The 15398-nt window shown below is 38.3% G+C and carries 11 protein-coding genes and 1 other annotated feature (1 of these 12 cut by a window edge); of the genes, 10 read left to right on the top strand and 1 reads right to left on the bottom strand.

Annotation, left to right across the window (positions count from 1 at the left end):
* Nucleotides 1-142: a binding site (T-box leader), on the top strand; it begins 66 nt to the left of the window's first position.
* A gap of 55 nt (nt 143-197) precedes the next feature.
* From ileS to BUB87_RS00795, 4 genes are all read left to right on the top strand, one after another.
* A complete protein-coding gene (gene ileS, locus BUB87_RS00810; RefSeq protein ID WP_073341288.1) occupies nt 198-2957 on the top strand; it encodes an isoleucine--tRNA ligase in 2760 nt (919 codons plus the stop codon).
* A gap of 15 nt (nt 2958-2972) precedes the next feature.
* The gene (locus BUB87_RS00805) at nt 2973-3668 is read left to right on the top strand and encodes a 5'-methylthioadenosine/adenosylhomocysteine nucleosidase (RefSeq protein ID WP_073341182.1); all 696 of its coding nucleotides are present in this window, start codon (nt 2973-2975) and stop codon (nt 3666-3668) included.
* Nucleotides 3669-3686: 18 nt separating this feature from the next.
* Complete coding sequence (locus tag BUB87_RS00800) at nt 3687-3974, top strand: DUF5665 domain-containing protein (RefSeq protein ID WP_234945913.1); 288 nt, start codon at nt 3687-3689, stop codon at nt 3972-3974.
* A gap of 110 nt (nt 3975-4084) precedes the next feature.
* Complete coding sequence (locus BUB87_RS00795) at nt 4085-4771, top strand: TraR/DksA C4-type zinc finger protein (protein ID WP_073341181.1); 687 nt, start codon at nt 4085-4087, stop codon at nt 4769-4771.
* Nucleotides 4772-4774: 3 nt separating this feature from the next.
* On the opposite strand, the gene BUB87_RS00790 is transcribed toward BUB87_RS00795, so the two are convergent.
* Nucleotides 4775-6028 (bottom strand): MFS transporter, encoded by a 1254-nt coding sequence (locus BUB87_RS00790; protein ID WP_073341180.1) that lies wholly within the window; start codon nt 6026-6028, stop codon nt 4775-4777.
* Between the two features lie 315 nt (nt 6029-6343).
* On the opposite strand from BUB87_RS00790, the gene BUB87_RS00785 reads away from it, so the two are divergent.
* The 6 genes from BUB87_RS00785 (at nt 6344) to BUB87_RS00760 (ending at nt 15366) form a co-directional block, all read left to right on the top strand.
* Nucleotides 6344-7273, top strand: a complete 930-nt coding sequence (locus BUB87_RS00785) for a carbohydrate ABC transporter permease (RefSeq protein ID WP_234945912.1) — start codon at nt 6344-6346, stop codon at nt 7271-7273.
* A gap of 33 nt (nt 7274-7306) precedes the next feature.
* Nucleotides 7307-8698 (top strand): ABC transporter substrate-binding protein, encoded by a 1392-nt coding sequence (locus BUB87_RS00780; protein ID WP_073341179.1) that lies wholly within the window; start codon nt 7307-7309, stop codon nt 8696-8698.
* A gap of 74 nt (nt 8699-8772) precedes the next feature.
* A complete protein-coding gene (locus tag BUB87_RS00775) occupies nt 8773-9630 on the top strand; it encodes a carbohydrate ABC transporter permease (RefSeq protein ID WP_234945911.1) in 858 nt (285 codons plus the stop codon).
* Between the two features lie 83 nt (nt 9631-9713).
* Entirely contained in the window at nt 9714-10772 is a 1059-nt protein-coding gene (locus BUB87_RS00770; RefSeq protein WP_073341178.1) for a uroporphyrinogen decarboxylase family protein, read from the top strand.
* A 32-nt stretch (nt 10773-10804) separates the two neighbouring features.
* On the top strand, nt 10805-12883 hold the full coding sequence (locus tag BUB87_RS00765) for a Sip1-related alpha-galactosidase (RefSeq protein ID WP_073341177.1): 2079 nt from the start codon (nt 10805-10807) through the stop codon (nt 12881-12883).
* A 122-nt stretch (nt 12884-13005) separates the two neighbouring features.
* Nucleotides 13006-15366, top strand: coding sequence for an ATP-dependent DNA helicase (locus BUB87_RS00760; RefSeq protein ID WP_073341176.1), 2361 nt, complete (start codon nt 13006-13008; stop codon nt 15364-15366).
* Nucleotides 15367-15398 lie beyond the last annotated feature (32 nt).

The following is a 15398-nucleotide window of genomic DNA, read 5'->3' as shown; positions in this document are numbered from 1 at the left end:
CATGACAGAATATTGTGGAAAATCACTCTGGAGCTGAGGGCTGAAATAGTAGTAAGCCTTTCCGGTTTTTGTACCGTTAAAGTTTATGAGTGATCATTCTTATGATAAAATGGGTGGTACCGCGGAGACTTTCGCCCCAGATGGCGAAAGTTTTTTTATATCCTATATATAATAATAAACGAGAAAGGAGAAGGTGGATGGACTATAACAAGACGTTAAATCTTCCAATGACAGATTTTCCGATGAAAGCTAATTTATCAAAAAAAGAACCGGAAATATTAAAGTATTGGGAAGAAATACATATCTATGAAAAGACGTTAAATAGGAGAGAGGGCGCTGACAAATTTATACTTCATGATGGCCCACCATATGCCAACGGCGATATACACCTGGGCCATACTTTAAACAAGGTGCTAAAAGATATTGTAGTTAAGTATATGACTATGAAGGGGTATGCTGCACCCTATGTACCAGGATGGGATACCCATGGTTTGCCAATTGAGCAGCAAGCAATAAAGAAATTGGGAATAAAAAGGCATGAGACATCTCCTGTTGAATTCAGGAAACTCTGTAGGGATTATGCTCTGAGTCAGGTAGAAAAGCAAAAAGAACAGTTTAAGAGATTGGGTATAAGGGGAGATTGGGAGCATCCTTATCTAACTTTGGATCCGCATTTTGAGGCAGAACAGATAAGAATATTTGGCGAGATGGCTAAAAAAGGGTATATATATAAGGGTTTAAAGCCTGTATACTGGTGTCCAACCTGTGAGACCGCATTGGCTGAAGCTGAAATAGAATACGCTGACCATAAATCTGATGCGATTTACGTAAAGTTTAGAGTTACCGATGATAAGGGACTATTTAAACCCTATGTCGAGAATTTAGACGATGTGTATTTTGTCATATGGACTACAACTACCTGGACCTTACCTGCAAATCTGGCCATATGTTTAAATCCTGAATTCGAATATTCATTAGTTAAATTTGGCGAAGAAGTTTATGTTCTGGCCCACGATATGATAGATATGGTAGTAAAAGATGCAGAGCTGCCACAGGAATATGAGATACTGGCCAATTTTAAAGGTAGAGATCTGGAAGGTATACAGACAAGACATCCCTTGATAGAGAGAAATTCAGTTATAATCTTAGGCGATCATGTTACTAACGATGCAGGTACAGGTTGTGTTCATACAGCTCCGGGACATGGCGAAGAAGACTTTATAGTGGGGATGAAATACGGCCTTGAAGTATTGAACCCTGTTGATGATAGAGGATACTTTACAGAAAAAGCTGGTAAATACGAAGGACTATACTATGAAAAAGCAAACAGTGTTATTCAAGAAGACCTGAAAAAAGTAAATGCCCTCCTGTTTAAAAATACCCTTAAACATTCATATCCTCATTGCTGGAGATGTAAAAACCCCATAATATTCAGGGCGACAGAACAGTGGTTTGCCTCTATAGATGGCTTTAGAGATGAGGCTTTGAAAGCTATAGACAGCGTAAGGTGGATACCTCAATGGGGTCAGGAGCGTATATCCAATATGATAAAAGATAGGCACGATTGGTGTATATCCAGGCAGAGGATCTGGGGTATTCCTATACCTATATTTTACTGTAAACAATGTGGAAAAGCCATCATAAATGATCGTACAATAGAAGCAGTAGCAAAATTGTTTGAAAAAAGAGGATCTGATGCCTGGTTTGAGATGGAGGCCAGTGAAATTCTGCCTGGAGATGTAAAATGCGAATGTGGCTCCAGAGATTTCAGAAAAGAGACAGATATCATGGATGTATGGTTTGATTCAGGGTCTAGCCACAGAGCTGTGCTTGAACATACTCCAGGACTCAGATGGCCTGCAGATCTATATTTGGAGGGAAGTGATCAGCACAGAGGATGGTTCCAGTCATCCCTTTTGACATCTGTAGCTACCAGGGGTATAGCACCATATAGGAGCGTATTGACTCATGGATTTGTGGTGGACGGGCAAGGGCGAAAAATGTCTAAATCTCTTGGCAATGGTATAGACCCCATGGAGGTTATAGAAAAATACGGCGCTGATGTGTTGAGGCTGTGGACGGTATCTGCTGATTATACCTCAGATATGAGAATATCTGAAAATATACTAAAACAGATGACAGAGGTTTATAGAAAAATAAGAAATACTGCCAGATTCATTTTGGGAAATTTATTTGATTTTAGATATGAGGAAAACAAGGTAGATTATGAAAATATGTATGAAATAGATAGATGGGCTCTTTTAAGGGTAAACAAGCTGGTAGAAAAAGTGACGGGGTTTTACGATAATTATGAGTTTTACTCTATATTCCATGCTATCCACAATTTTTGTGTTGTTGACATGAGTAATTTTTACCTTGATATAATTAAAGATCGATTGTATACCTATAAGCCAGATTCCACAGGTAGGCGTTCCGCTCAAACAGCGATATATATCATCCTGGATAAGCTCGTTAAAATGATCGCACCTATATTGACATTTACAGCAGAAGAGATATGGAAGTTTATGAGAGAAATAGGCCCGGATAAATATGAGAGTGTTCAGATGTGTGATTGGCCTGTCTATGAAGACAGATATAATGATGAAGAGCTGGAGAAAAGGTGGAACTTTTTGATATCGTTCAGGGACGAGGTTACGAAAGCATTGGAAGAGGCCAGAGTCAATAAAGTTATAGGTCATTCTTTAAACGCCCAGGTGGATATATATCCCGACGAAAGTGAATACGAATTGCTAAAGCGGTATGAAGATCAGTTATCAACAATATTTATCGTGTCAAAAGTGGTATTGCATCAGCCAATGGAAGGCACTGATAGAAAAGTGGTGGTTTCTACTGCCCCTGGAGAGAAATGTGAACGGTGTTGGATGTACAGCGAGACGGTAGGACAGAATCCAGAACATCCGACCATATGTGCACGCTGTGTAGAAAACATAAGTTGAAAGGGGTGACCGAAAATGATAGGAATTATTGGTGCTATGAGCATTGAAGTGCAGTTATTAATAGACCGCATGACAGATGTAAAAGAGATTAAAAAGGCCAGAATGGTTTTTTATAGCGGGAAACTGGAAGGAAAGGATGTAGCTGTGGTGAAATGCGGCGTTGGCAAGGTCAACGCCGCGGTATGTACCCAGGTTTTAATAGATGAATTTGATACGAAAGCAGTTATTAATACAGGAGTTGCAGGTGGGCTTTTACCTGAGTTAGAGGCGGGAGATGTGGTGGTATCCAGCGAGCTTATTGAACACGATATGGATGTGACAGCATTGGGTTATCGTCTGGGCCAGATTCCTGATATGGATGAAAGCGTCTTTAAAGCTGACAAGGGCTTGATAGACCTGGCAGTAAAATCCAGTAAAGAAGTTTTGAAAGACAAAAAAGTACTTGTTGGCCCTATAGTGTCAGGGGATCAGTTTATAAACAGTTCGGAGAAGGTAAATTTTTTAAAACGCGCATTTAATGGCTATGCCGTTGAAATGGAAGGCGCAGCGATTGCCCATTGTGCTTATTTAAATGCAGTACCTTTTGTGATTATAAGGGGTATTTCGGATAAGGCTGATGAAGAATCAAATATATCTTTTGAGGAATTTACGGATATGGCAGCCCATAATTCCAGTGAAATTGTGTGTAGGATGTTAAGATACTGGGAATAATATGTATAGGTGGGATATGTGAATAACGAAGAGCTTGCTAAATTTATAGAAAAAAAGCTTGATGACATGGGTATCGTGATGGAAAAATTAAAGCTTGTGGATTACATGGAATTGCTTCAGAGTCCGTGGCGACTTTTCTGGCTTAATTTCATAGGCGGAGTTTATAGGGGTCTTGGCATGGCAGTGGGTTTTACAATCCTGGGGGCTATCGTGATATATTTTTTACAAAAGTTAGTAACACTCAACATACCTGTAATAGGAAATGTGATAGCTCAGATTGTAAAAATAGTACAACAGAACTTATAAGTTCTTGCATGCTGCGCAGGGATTTTGTGTCCCTGCTTTTTTGTTTTTCGTATCCTGTTAAAGTATAAATATGAAGATTATAAGGCAATATAAAGCTGAGGTGATATAAGTTGGATATAGAATATTTTAAACACAAGCTTCTGGAATTAAAAGAGGACACTGAAAATAGATTAAAACACATGGATATTTATGACATAAACAAAGGACAGAGGGATGCTATTGAAGAACTTTCGCTATATGATAATCACCCTGGTGATATAGGTACGGAGACCTATGAGCAAGAAAAAAATTACGCGCTGGTAGCTCATGAAAAGCACATATTGAAAGAAATAAACGATGCTCTTGAAAGAATAGATAAAGGAAGTTATGGTATATGCAGACATTGTGGAAAACCTATTGAAGAGGAAAGACTTGATGCTCTACCTTATGCATCCTTATGTATAGAGTGCGAAAAACAAAATGAGGTTCATCTTCATGAGTTAGATTTATCAGGAAGACCCGTTGAAGAGGATGCCATTTCCCCTGGTTATGGATTTAACGATCGCTCTGTAAAAAGAGATACAGAGTTTGATGCAGAAGATTCATGGCAGGCTGTTGCCAGGTATTCTATACCTGACAGCGATCCTAGCTTTGGCACCGGGGACTATATTGGGGTACTGGATGATGAAGAAACGGGCATTGTGGAATCAGTGGAGCAAATAAGCAATGAAGAATACAGGGCTACTTTTTCTCCTGGCGAGAAGAAAGACAATGAGATGCGGAACCCTGCTGATATTATAGATGATGGGGGTGAATAAAGATTATTTTTTATCCCTGCTAATTTTTTCTCTTTTATAACGGAGGTAGAATATATATGTTCCTATAAATCTAAAAATACCTATAAAATTCATAGCGAAATAAATATTTGTAATTTTGTACAGCCATTCACCGATAATAGGTGAAGCAAACCCCGAGATACCCATCAACGTATTGTAATAGGCGATATACATGGTTTTGGATTTATCAGGCACTACTTCCAATAGGTTGTTAAATAGAGTTAAAGTCAAAGCAGCACCAAATATGCCTATAAATGCGTTAATTATCGTCAAAGTAATGAGTGAGTGAGCAGTTACAAAAAGTATAGGGTTTATAGCTATACCGGCAGCTGCTATTATAAGCACAAAGCTATTTCCATATTTTGATATAATCCTATTCCACATGGTAAATGAAAGTACGGATGTAATAGCTCCTGCAACATTTATTATAGCTAACCACAATTCATTGGCGTGAAGAAAGTCCACCTGATAGAAGAAAAACAGCGGCCAGCCCATTTGCCATGAGACATAATATATAAATGACGTAATGGTATATATTAAAAAACGCTTATTGGATTTTATATCTGCCCATTTAGGTAAGGTTGGTTTTTCAGCATTATCAGGTTTTGATGGAGGAGAATCGATTTTTGATAAAAAATGTATCTCCATCATCAAAAATAAAAAAGCCAGTATGCTGAAAGCCTGGTAGACGTAAATCCTCTGAGTATCCGTTTTTGGTAGGTTTGTGAGGATTTGGCCTGCCAGCAATGTCGTTATAAGACCTATTAATGTGGCGTATTTATTCCTTATGGCGAAGGCATAATTTCGCACTTTTCCTTTAAATACGTCTGAGAAAAATGACTGCCATGATGTATTAAATATGGAGCTGGGAACGCTCATAAGGCCTATCAATATGACGTAAATCCATGACTTTACGTTACTATCTATAAATGGGACCAGCGATATAAGTACGTAAAACAAACTGGTCATAAAGACCAACTTTATGGTAATCGATTTTTTTGATCTTGCTGACTCAATAAAGTAAGCACCCGGTATCAATACGAATATGCTGGCTAAAGCCGGCAGTGAATTTATAAGGGCTATCTGAAAATCGCTGGCTCCCAAATGTTTGCCAAACATCTGAACAAAAGGCTGAAAGATGTTAAAGGCAGCAATGGCAGCGACGCCATCTAATGCTATATAAAATACATTTTTGTGTTTGAACTGCATTTTTAATGGTTTAAAATTTCTTTTAAGCATAAGTACACCCCTTTATTAATATTATATTATTGATTTTATTATTTAGCAATTTAAATCTTTTTTGCGAAAAGTGGAGCAATTTCGAGAATAGGCGAGTAATTTTAAGAGAGAACGAGATATTTCCAAAAAAAAAAAAATATGGTTTATTTCGGCAATATTTGAGCTAAAATGGCATTTGAGAAAGTTGGCAAATGGTTATATATTAAAAGAGTAAATAAACTTAGACTAGAGAAAGGAAGTGATGCAAAATAAAAAGCGATTTCATAGGAAATGGGACATGAAGATTATTAATTGAATTAATAAGGGGGGTGATGTGTGGTGGTGAACGTTCAAAGATTACCGTACAGGAGGTTGAGATTTTCGAAGGAAACCAGGAGAAATTTAAAGGCGGGTCTATTATTTATTTCTCCGTGGTTGCTGGGCTTTATTATGTTTACGCTGTATCCGGTTATAGCTTCTTTTTACTACAGTTTTACAAGCTATGACGTTTTAACGCCTCCAAAATGGGTGGGTTTTTCTAATTACGCGCAGCTGTTTACAAAGGACAACCTTTTCTGGAAGTCACTTTATAATACGTTTTATTATACAATCTTTTCAGTACCTCTGAGCATGGTATTTGGGATAGCACTTGCAGCTCTGCTTAATATGAAAGTAAAAGGAATGGCGGTATATAGGACCATATACTATCTACCCACGATTGTCCCGGTTGTAGCTTCATCTGTGCTGTGGATGTGGATGTTAGATCCACAGATAGGGATAATTAATGGTATTCTTCAATCCCTAGGTATTCCGGGCCCAGGATGGTTGATAGACCCTAAGTGGTCCAAACCTGCCTTGATAATGATGAGCTTGTGGGGTGTGGGAGGCTCAATGCTCATATACCTTGCAGGCATGCAAGATGTACCGCAGGAGCTTTATGAATCCGTAGAAATCGATGGGGGTGTATGGTGGCACAAATTCAGATACATAACGTTACCAATGATAAGCCCTGTGATTTTCTTTAACCTTATAATGGGCATGATTGGAGCATTTCAGTATTTTACCCAGGCGTATGTTATGACACAGGGTGGACCTATGGATTCCACATTGTTTTACTCGTTGTATCTGTTCAACAACGCTTTCAGATATATGCACATGGGATATGCTTCAGCTCTTGCATGGATTTTGTTCGTTATAATATTGATTGCCACGTTAATTGTATTCAATAGTTCAGCTAGATGGGTTTATTACGGCGGTGCTAGATGATTTTATTATGATATTAAAGGGGGTAAAAAATTTATGTTTAAGAAACTTATAGCGGTTATATTGATAGCTGGTATGATTTTGAGCCTCACGGCGTGTGGGGGAGGAAGCTCGTCTAAGACTACCAGTGCTTCTAAGGCAGGCGAAAAAACTACCTCAGCAAATCAGGCTGCTAAAAAAGGTCAACCTGTAGAAATAACTTACTGGCATATGTGGACAAGTGACTGGCAAAAAGTCATAGAGAACATTGTTGACCAGTTCAACAAAACACATCCAGATATACACGTCAAACCGGTATCTATTCCAAGCAATGCCGATCAAAAATTCTTGACAGCTGTGGCTTCAGGGACACCACCAGATGTATTTACTGAATGGAATATGATAATAGCTACGTTTGCAGACAAGGGTGCAATATTATCATATGATGAATTGATGCCACAGATAGGGGAAAAAGTAGACGATTTGAAAAGCTGGCTCTATCCAATATGTAAAGAGATAGGGACATATAAGGGCAAATTATATGGTCTGCCATTTTCTATGAACGATTTTATGATGTTCTACAATAAAAAGATATTTGAAGAAGTTGGTTTAGATCCTAATAAGCCACCGCAAACCATTGAAGAATTGGATTCAATGCAGGCCAAGATGTGGAAGTATGATAGCCGCGGTATGATACAGAGGATAGGATTTTTCCCAGGTTGGTGGGCATTGTGGGATACGGCTTTTGGAGGAAATGAGGGCTATAATCCTAACACAGATAAGTTTACGTTTACAGATCCGCAAAACGTAAAGGTCATGGAGTGGTTCCAGTCGTATTCAAAGAAATACGACATTAGCAAAGTTGACGCATTTAATAAGTCCAATTCCAATACGTTAAATAATTTATGGCCATTCTTGAGCGGCAGAGTAGCCTTTGCTGTTGATGGAATGTGGAGGCTTATAGATATACAAAAATATGCGCCTGATCTACAGTATGGCGTCATACCTCTTCCATACCCAAAAGATGGTGGAAAGCCCAATGCCAGCTGGATAAATGGTAACTTCAATATAATACCTAAAGGTACGAAACATCCAAAAGAGGCAGTGCAGTTCGTATTATGGTTGACAGGATATAAAAATGAGCAGGTAGCTGCAAAGGATATCTTACCTCCTGGAGGCTGGTTGCCGGCGTCACCTAAGATTGCAGAGGAACCGGATTACCAGAAGTGGGTGGCACAGATACCTGAAAGGAAAAAGTTTGTTGATCTGATGTCCAGTCCGAATTTACAGATAACGCCTGTTATACCGGTACAGCAGTATATGTCTGATAGGATAGGTAATGCTGAAGACCTTGTAAAACATTTAAAGAAACAACCTTTACAAGCCATGATAGATTTACAAAAAGAGGTTGAAGCCGAATATCAGAAGGTTAAATCATCAGGGGAGTAATTTAAGCTTAGAAAATATTTTTTCAAAAAGGGGGATTTAATCCCCCTGAATAATGTATTTTTGGAGGTATTAATATGGCCAAGGAAATGTGGAGGGTAAGAAAAAAGAGAAGAGATTTTATCAAGCAATTGATTGCACATATAGTGTTGATCATGGTAGGGATTCTTTTCTTTTTTCCATTTGCATGGATGGTGAGTACATCATTAAAACCGGATGCTCAGATATTTAAATGGCCGCCTCAATGGATTCCCCATCCGTTTATGTGGAGCAATTATCCTAAGGCGTTGACATTTGTTCCGTTCTTTTTGTACTTAAAAAATACGTTAACAATTTGCATTTTTACCGTTTTAGGTGTTGTGCTATCCTGCACATTGGTGGCATATGGCTTTTCCAGGATACAATGGCCAGGGAGAGATATACTATTTATAATAATGATAAGTACCATGATGTTGCCATATCAGGTCACCATGATACCCATGTTTATAGTATTTAAAAAGCTTGATTGGGTTAATACATTTTTGCCACTAACCGTTCCGGCTTTTTTTGGAAATGCATTTTACATATTTTTGCTCAGGCAATTTTTTATGACAATACCTTTTGAGTTATCCGATGCAGCCAAAATCGATGGGTGCTCTGAGTGGAGAATATTCTGGCAGATAATTTTGCCATTGGCAAAACCTGCATTAGCTACTGTGACATTATTTCAATTTCTAGGGGCATGGAATGATTTTATGGGCCCACTGATATATCTTAATGATCAGGCAAAGTTTACTGTATCATTGGGATTACAGTCTTTTGTAAGCAGTTACGGAACCCAATGGGGACTTTTAAATGCTGCAGCGACGGTATTTACACTTCCGATTATTATCCTGTTTTTCTTCACGCAGAAGACATTTATACAAGGTATTACCATGACGGGCTTAAAAGGGTAAAAACTTTTCAGGGTGTTCCATTTATATGTAGATGTGGTAAAATAGAATGGAACATCCTGATATTTTAAAGGGGGATAATAGCCTTGCCGAAAGAAACTATGACTCCAAAGGAGAGATGGGAAGCGGTATTGAAAAGACAAAAACCTGATAGACTGCCCATGGATTATTGGGCTACTGCTGAAGCCAATGAAAAACTGATGAAATATTTAAATTGCAGCAGTCAGGAAGAACTTTATAAGAAATTGCATATTGACAAGCCTATTGGAGTAGGCCCGGCGTATATTGGTCCGAAATTGGAAAAGGATACGGATATGTACGGTTGCCGTTACAGGAACATTGAATACAATGGGGGAGTTTATGCTGAGTGCGTTTATCATCCCCTGGCTCAGTATGAGACGGTAGAGGAGATAGAGCGAAATTATGTATGGCCAACGGTAGATTGGTTTGATTATAGTGTTATTCCATCTCAAATAAAAGGAAAAGAGGAATATCCGGTCCAGGGCGGTGGTTCTGAGCCATTTCTCATATATAAGAACCTTCGAGGCCAGGAACAAGCGTTTATAGATTTAATATTGCATCCGGACATTGTAGAGTACTGCCTTGATAAGTTGTTCGATTTTTGCTATGAAAATACTTTAAGGATATATGAGCAAATACCTGGCAAGGTTACGTTTTCATACGTCGCTGAGGATATGGGAGCAGAAACCGATCTCATGTATTCTCCAGACCAGATCAGGCGATTTTTATTGCCGCGCATGAAGCGAATGATTGATTTGGCCCATGAGGCGGGCGTATACGTGTTCCACCATAACGATGGAGCCATACGAAAGATTATACCGGATTTAATAGGCATAGGTATAGACATATTGAACCCTGTGCAGTGGAGATGCAATGGTATGGATCGAGAGGGCTTAAAGCGTGATTTTGGAGACAAATTGATATTCCACGGTGGCGTGGATAATCAGTACACACTGGCATTTGGTTCCGTTGAAGAAGTGAAAAATGAAGTTATAGAGAACATACGCATACTGGGAGCTGATGGAGGGTATATAATTGCACCGTGCCATAATATCCAATCTATAAGTCCGCCAGAGAACATTGTGGCAATGTACGAAACCGGCTATGAATACGGGTGGATGTAAAACGGATAATAAATTCATGGGAGGTGATAAGGTTGTTTTTGATTAAAAATATCAATGGGAAAGTCGATATATACCTTAATGAGAGTTTGGTTATAAAGGATATAGTACCTGTTGTCAATTTGAATCATATTCAGATTGTACCTGAGTTAAAGGCTTTTGATGGAAATAGCTATATCTATACTGATGAAGATATGGGATTGACGTTGAAACTCACTTTTGATGTCATTGACCAATTGATATTGGTATCTATTAATTCTGCAGTAGAGAAAGATGTTTTTGCGCCGGTTGGGGGCGTCATACTGGAAATCGGCGAGGTAAAAAATGTGCGCGAAGCCATGGCATTATATCTATTTAAAGACTGGTGGACAAGGCCGTATTTTACAAATAACCTGACAGAGTTACCCGAGAGAACACAAGCTTTGACATGGACCGACGGTTCCATCCATTATGGCATTTTATCTGTTTGCTCGGGAAACTGTAAAACAGATTTTGCCGGCAAAAGTGGCAAACTTAACGCCATTGTATCTACATACGATTGTGGACACAACAATTATGATACGCTTTCATTTGTCATTGGCGCTGACGAAAACCCATATCATCTGGTTCATAATATGGTAGAAATAGTATTTTCAAGATTAAAAGTATCAGGGAAACCAAGAGAAGAAAGAAGACTTCCGGATGTATTTAAATATTTCGGATGGTGTAGCTGGGATGCTTTTTACCATGATGTAAATGAAAAAGGTATTATTAATAAAGCAGAAGAGTTTAAAAAGTCAAATTTCCCTGTAAAATGGTTTATCATCGATGACGGATGGTCTGAGGTAAAGGATGGGAAACTATTATCATTTGAAGAGGACAAGAATAAGTTTCCCAGCGGCTTGCAATCATTGAGCAGCAGGTTGAAAAAGGAATACGGCCTGAATTGGTTGGGAGTATGGCATGCCTTTGAAGGATACTGGTCAGGTATTCATCCTGATAGCTTGATAGCAAAGGAATACAAAGATAATATATACATGACCAAAAGAGGCAGTTTGCTACCGTATCCTGATGCAAATAAAGGATTTGGTTTCTGGAATGCATGGCATTCATCGCTGAAGGAGAAGGGTATAGATTTTGTAAAGGTGGATAACCAGAGTTCGCTTATATCTTTTGTTAAAAATAATATGGATATTGCCAGGGCGGCAAAGGGTCTGCACAATGCGTTAGAGGCATCGGTGGGACTGAATTTCGAAGGCGCAATAATAAACTGCATGGGTATGGCAACGGAGGAAGTGTGGAACAGACCTTATTCGGCGGTTTCCAGAAACAGCGATGATTTCTTCCCCAAAATAGAAAATAGCTTTAGGGAGCATGCCCTTCAGAATGTTTATAATTCATTTATAATGGGCCACATTCTGTGGGGAGATTGGGATATGTTCTGGACCAGGCACCCACAGGGAATAAACAATGCTGTACTAAGAGCTGTAAGCGGAGGACCTGTTTATATAAGCGATGAGGTGGGGAAGACAGATTTTAGCGTTTTGTGGCCTCTGGTATATTCTGACGGAGAAGTGCTAAGGTGCGACATGCCTGGTATGCCCACAAGGGATTGCATTTATCATAACCCGCAAGCCGAAGCTGTGCCTTTGAAAATATGGAATAAGGCAGGACAATACGGGGTTATAGCAGCTTTCAATATAAATACCGCAGGTATAGAAGTAAAAGGAACTATAAAGCCATCGGATGTGGAAGGGATAGATGGCGAAAAGTTTGTATTATATGAGTATTTTTCAAAGAAGATATATATCCTCGATAGGAATCAATCGCTTGATATTACGCTACAGGAGAATGGAGTGCAATTGTATATAGTTTCACCATTAAATGATGGTTTTGCGGCGATTGGAAATGAAAATAAGTATATTTCACCGGCTGTGATTAAGAGCGTGTCTGTTTCGAAAGAGGAAGTAAATATCGTATGTCGTGAGGCTGGTAGTTTTGGGTTTGTTTCGCTAAAAGAACCATCGCAGGTATTAGTAAATGGAAAAAAAGCAAGTGTAGTAAGAAGAGGTGAAGTTTTATACAGTATCGATTGTGGTGAGGAAAAATATTCACAAATAAATATCTATTATTAATATACAAAACTGGACATATTGTCCAGTTTATTTTTTATAATTTTTTCATTTTACTACTAGTACAAGTTAATGTTCTTTTATGTTAAACTATAAGTAAATTTGCAAAGTTGGAGTACAGGGTGATGAAGAAAGGAATAATCAATATATCGGTAAGGGAATTGGTAGAATTTGTGCTTATGTCAGGCGATATTACATCTGGCTTTTCAACTGGATCTGGTGCTATCGAAGGTATCAAAGGCCATAAGCTATTGCAAAAGGCTCAGGGATACAAGTCTGAGGTTACTGTAAGACATTCTATAGAAGTAGACGATATAAAAATAGAGATAACCGGTAGGATAGACGGGGTGATAGAAGAGGAAAGTAGTGTCGTCATTGATGAGATAAAAACCGTTGAAAAGGATTTAGAAGAAATAGATGATGGTAATGATTTGCACTGGGGTCAGGCCAAGTGTTATGCGTATATCTATGCCGTCCAGAATAATCTTGCATATATTGATGTACAGCTTACGTATTACAGTATAGGTACAAGAGAAATTAAAAGATTCAGAAGGCGATGTAGCTTTGATGAATTAAAGCTATTCTTTTACGAAGTTATAAGCAAATACGTCGAATGGGCAAAACTTTTAAGAGACTGGGCATATATAAGGGACAAATCAATTAAGGAATTATCGTTTCCTTATGCTTCATACAGGAAAGGACAGAGGAAGTTAGCGGTAGCCACATATAATGCCATCAAAAATGGCAAAAAATTGTTTGTACAAGCACCTACAGGAATAGGAAAAACTATTGCTACTATATTTCCTGCTGTTAAAGCTATAGGGGAGGGGCTAACATCGAAGGTATTCTATCTCACTGCAAAAAATACTAATATTACAGTGGCCGAAGAGACCTTAGATAAGCTAAGCCAGGGTGGGCTCAGGATAAAAAGGCTTACTATAACCGCAAAGGAGAAGATATGTTTTAATGGTGAAATAACCTGTGATCCTGAGAAATGTGACTACGCCAAAGGTCATTTTGATCGTGTAAAGGATGCTATAAGAGATATATTTAAAGAAGATGCATTTACCCGTGAAAAAATAGAGATATATGCCCGAAAGCATAAAGTTTGCCCATTTGAATTTTCGCTGGATCTGTCGCTTTGGTCTGACTTTATAATGTGCGATTATAACTATGTTTTTGATCCTAAGGCATATCTTAGGAGGCATTTTGATAATAAAACCGATTACGTATTCTTAATAGATGAAGCACATAATCTGGTAGATAGGGCTAGAGAGATGTTTTCTGCTGAACTGTATAAAAAAAAGATATTACATCTCAAAAAAACAATAAAAAATGAGCTTCCAGACATAGCAAAGTCTCTTTTTAAAATGAATAAGTATATGCTTAAGTTAAGAAAGGCGTGCGGCGAGGGAAATTTCTTCATACAAAAGGAAGTACCCGATGAGATTTATGGCATTTTGAGGAATTTTATAGAGAAGGCCGAGTTATGGCTTAAAAAAGAAATAAATGCGCCGTTTCGTCAGGAATTATTGAAGTTATATTTTGATATTTATACCTTTATCAGGATATACGAGTTGTATGATGAAAAGTATGTTACTTATGCTGAAAAAATCGAAGATGAGATCAAGCTAAAGATATTCTGCGTTGATCCTTCAAAGCTTATTAATAAAGCATTAAATAGAGGTAAAGCTGCGATTTTCTTTTCTGCTACATTAACACCCATTGACTATTTTCAGCAAATGTTTGGGTGCGCAGATGATGAAGTTTGTAGCAGATTAAAGCTTGCTTCGCCATTTCCACGGGAGAACATGTGTCTTTTGATTGATAATTCTGTTTCTACTAAATATGATGAAAGAAAGCTGTCTTATAGTGTAATTCCGGATATTATATTTGCATCAATATCTGGGAAAAGAGGCAATTACCTGGTATTTTTTCCTTCTTATGAGTATATGTATAATGTATACGAGAGATTTGTAGAGAAGTATCCTAATATAAAAACCCTTAGGCAGGATCCAAATATGACGGAAGGAGAAAGGAGAGAGTTTTTAAATTATTTTTGTGAAAATAATGAATGTTATACCATAGGCTTTGCTGTAATGGGCGGAATCTTTGGCGAGGGAATAGATCTTACAGGTGACAGACTTTTGGGTGTTATAATAATTGGGGTAGGGCTTCCACAGATTTGCTTTGAGAGAGATATCATAAAGGATTATTATCAGAAGCTTAATGGTAAAGGCTTTGAGTATGCATATATTTATCCTGGTATGAATAGAGTTTTGCAGGCGGCGGGGAGGGTTATACGCACCGAACGGGACAGGGGTATTATCCTTCTCATAGATGAGCGCTTTACCCATTGGATATATAAAAGATTATTTCCACCAGAGTGGAGTCCTAAAATAGTAAAGGATGAAAACGAAATAAAAGCACAGGTTGTTAAGTTCTGGAATGAGGCTGGACTTGTTCACAAGTCTGGCACGACGTAAACTAAGCGTTTATAGCTTTATTGCGGTTGTTG

The sequence above is a fragment of the Caldanaerobius fijiensis DSM 17918 genome, from assembly GCF_900129075.1.
GTDB classification, from domain to species: Bacteria; Bacillota; Thermoanaerobacteria; order Thermoanaerobacterales; family Caldanaerobiaceae; genus Caldanaerobius; species Caldanaerobius fijiensis.
This window is presented reverse-complemented; position numbering and strand designations above follow the sequence as displayed.

Coding starts and splice junctions, on each gene's coding strand:
- BUB87_RS00760 (WP_073341176.1), top strand. CDS start 13,006: ATGAAGAAAGGAATAATCAATATATCGGTAAGGGAATTGGTAGAATTT.
- ileS (WP_073341288.1), top strand. CDS start 198: ATGGACTATAACAAGACGTTAAATCTTCCAATGACAGATTTTCCGATG.
- BUB87_RS00780 (WP_073341179.1), top strand. CDS start 7,307: ATGTTTAAGAAACTTATAGCGGTTATATTGATAGCTGGTATGATTTTG.
- BUB87_RS00790 (WP_073341180.1), bottom strand. CDS start 6,028: ATGCTTAAAAGAAATTTTAAACCATTAAAAATGCAGTTCAAACACAAA.
- BUB87_RS00775 (WP_234945911.1), top strand. CDS start 8,773: ATGGCCAAGGAAATGTGGAGGGTAAGAAAAAAGAGAAGAGATTTTATC.
- BUB87_RS00805 (WP_073341182.1), top strand. CDS start 2,973: ATGATAGGAATTATTGGTGCTATGAGCATTGAAGTGCAGTTATTAATA.